1 protein-coding gene is annotated in these 1,364 nt (G+C 70.4%); it reads left to right on the top strand.

Features of this window, described 5'->3' with window-relative positions:
- Window positions 1-262: 262 nt before the first annotated feature.
- A partial coding sequence (locus C4U03_RS39675) for a M28 family metallopeptidase (RefSeq protein ID WP_103945034.1) occupies window positions 263-1,364 on the top strand: 1,102 nt, incomplete at its 3' end.

The following is a 1,364-nucleotide window of genomic DNA, read 5'->3' as shown; positions in this document are numbered from 1 at the left end:
CAAACCATCCGCATCCTCATCGACACCGCCGACACCAGCACCGCCAGCCTCATCGAATCCGCCATCGACAACATCACCATCACCCAGTCCTGACCGCCGTCCCCGGAGGCGTCCCGGACCCCTCTGAACGGGCCGGCCGCACCATGACCGTCCGGCCCGTTCCCGGGGCGCCCCGGACCTCGCAGGCCGGGGCGACGTGCCCGTACCGCGCGCCGCCCCGGCGACGGACCTCACCGCAGACCCCCTCTACCGGAGGCAATGCATGCGATCCCCCCTGTTCGTGGTGGCCGGAGCGGCGATCCTCGCGCTGTCCGCCACGCTGACGGGCCACAGCGCGTCGGCCGCACCCGTGCCGGCGGTGGCCGCGGCGCCGGACATCCCGCTCGCCAACGTCAAGGCCCATCTCACCCAGCTCCAGACGATCGCCACCAACAACGGCGGCAACCGCGCCCACGGCACCACGGGCTATCGGGCGTCGGCCGACTACGTCAAGGCCAGGCTGGACGCAGCCGGCTACCAGACCACGCTCCAGTCGTTCACCTACGGCGGCGCGACCGGCTACAACGTGATCGCCGACTGGCCCGGCGGCGACCCGAACCAGGTCATCATGACCGGCGCCCACCTGGACAGCGTGTCGGCCGGTCCGGGCATCAACGACAACGGCTCCGGCTCGGCGGCGATCCTGGAGACGGCGCTGGCGGTGGCCCGGGAGAACTTCCAGCCGGACAAGCACCTGCGGTTCGCCTGGTGGGGCGCTGAGGAGCTGGGGCTGCGCGGCTCCCAGTACTACGTCAACAACCTGCCCTCCGCCGAGCGCACGAAGATCAAGGGCTACCTCAACTTCGACATGGTCGGCTCGCCGAACCCCGGCTACTTCGTCTACGACGGCGACAACTCCGACGGGGTCGGCTCCGGGCCGGGCCCGGCCGGGTCCGCCCAGATCGAGCAGGTGATCCAGAGCTACTTCACCTCGATCGGCGTGCCCACCCGGGGCACCGACTTCGATGGCCGTTCCGACTACGGGCCGTTCATCAGTGTCGGCATCCCGGCCGGCGGCACGTTCACCGGTGCCGAGGGCATCAAGTCCAGCGCACAGGCGCAGCTGTGGGGCGGCACCGCCGGGCAGGCGTTCGACCGCTGCTACCACCGCTCGTGCGACACCACCACCAACATCAACGACACCGCGCTGGACCGCAACGCCGACGCGATCGCCTCGTCGGTGTGGACACTGGCGGGCACGGCCACGCCACCCGGCCAGATCGTGTTCAGCGATGACTTCGAGACCAACAAGGGCTGGACGGTCAACCCCAACGGCTCCGACACCGCCACAGCCGGACAGTTCCAGCGCGGCATCCCCCAAGCCA

The organism is Thermomonospora echinospora, assembly GCF_900108175.1.
Classification (GTDB): Bacteria; Actinomycetota; Actinomycetes; order Streptosporangiales; family Streptosporangiaceae; genus Thermomonospora; species Thermomonospora echinospora.
The sequence above is the reverse complement of the archived record's forward strand: the minus strand, read 5'-3'. Positions and strand labels throughout refer to the sequence as shown.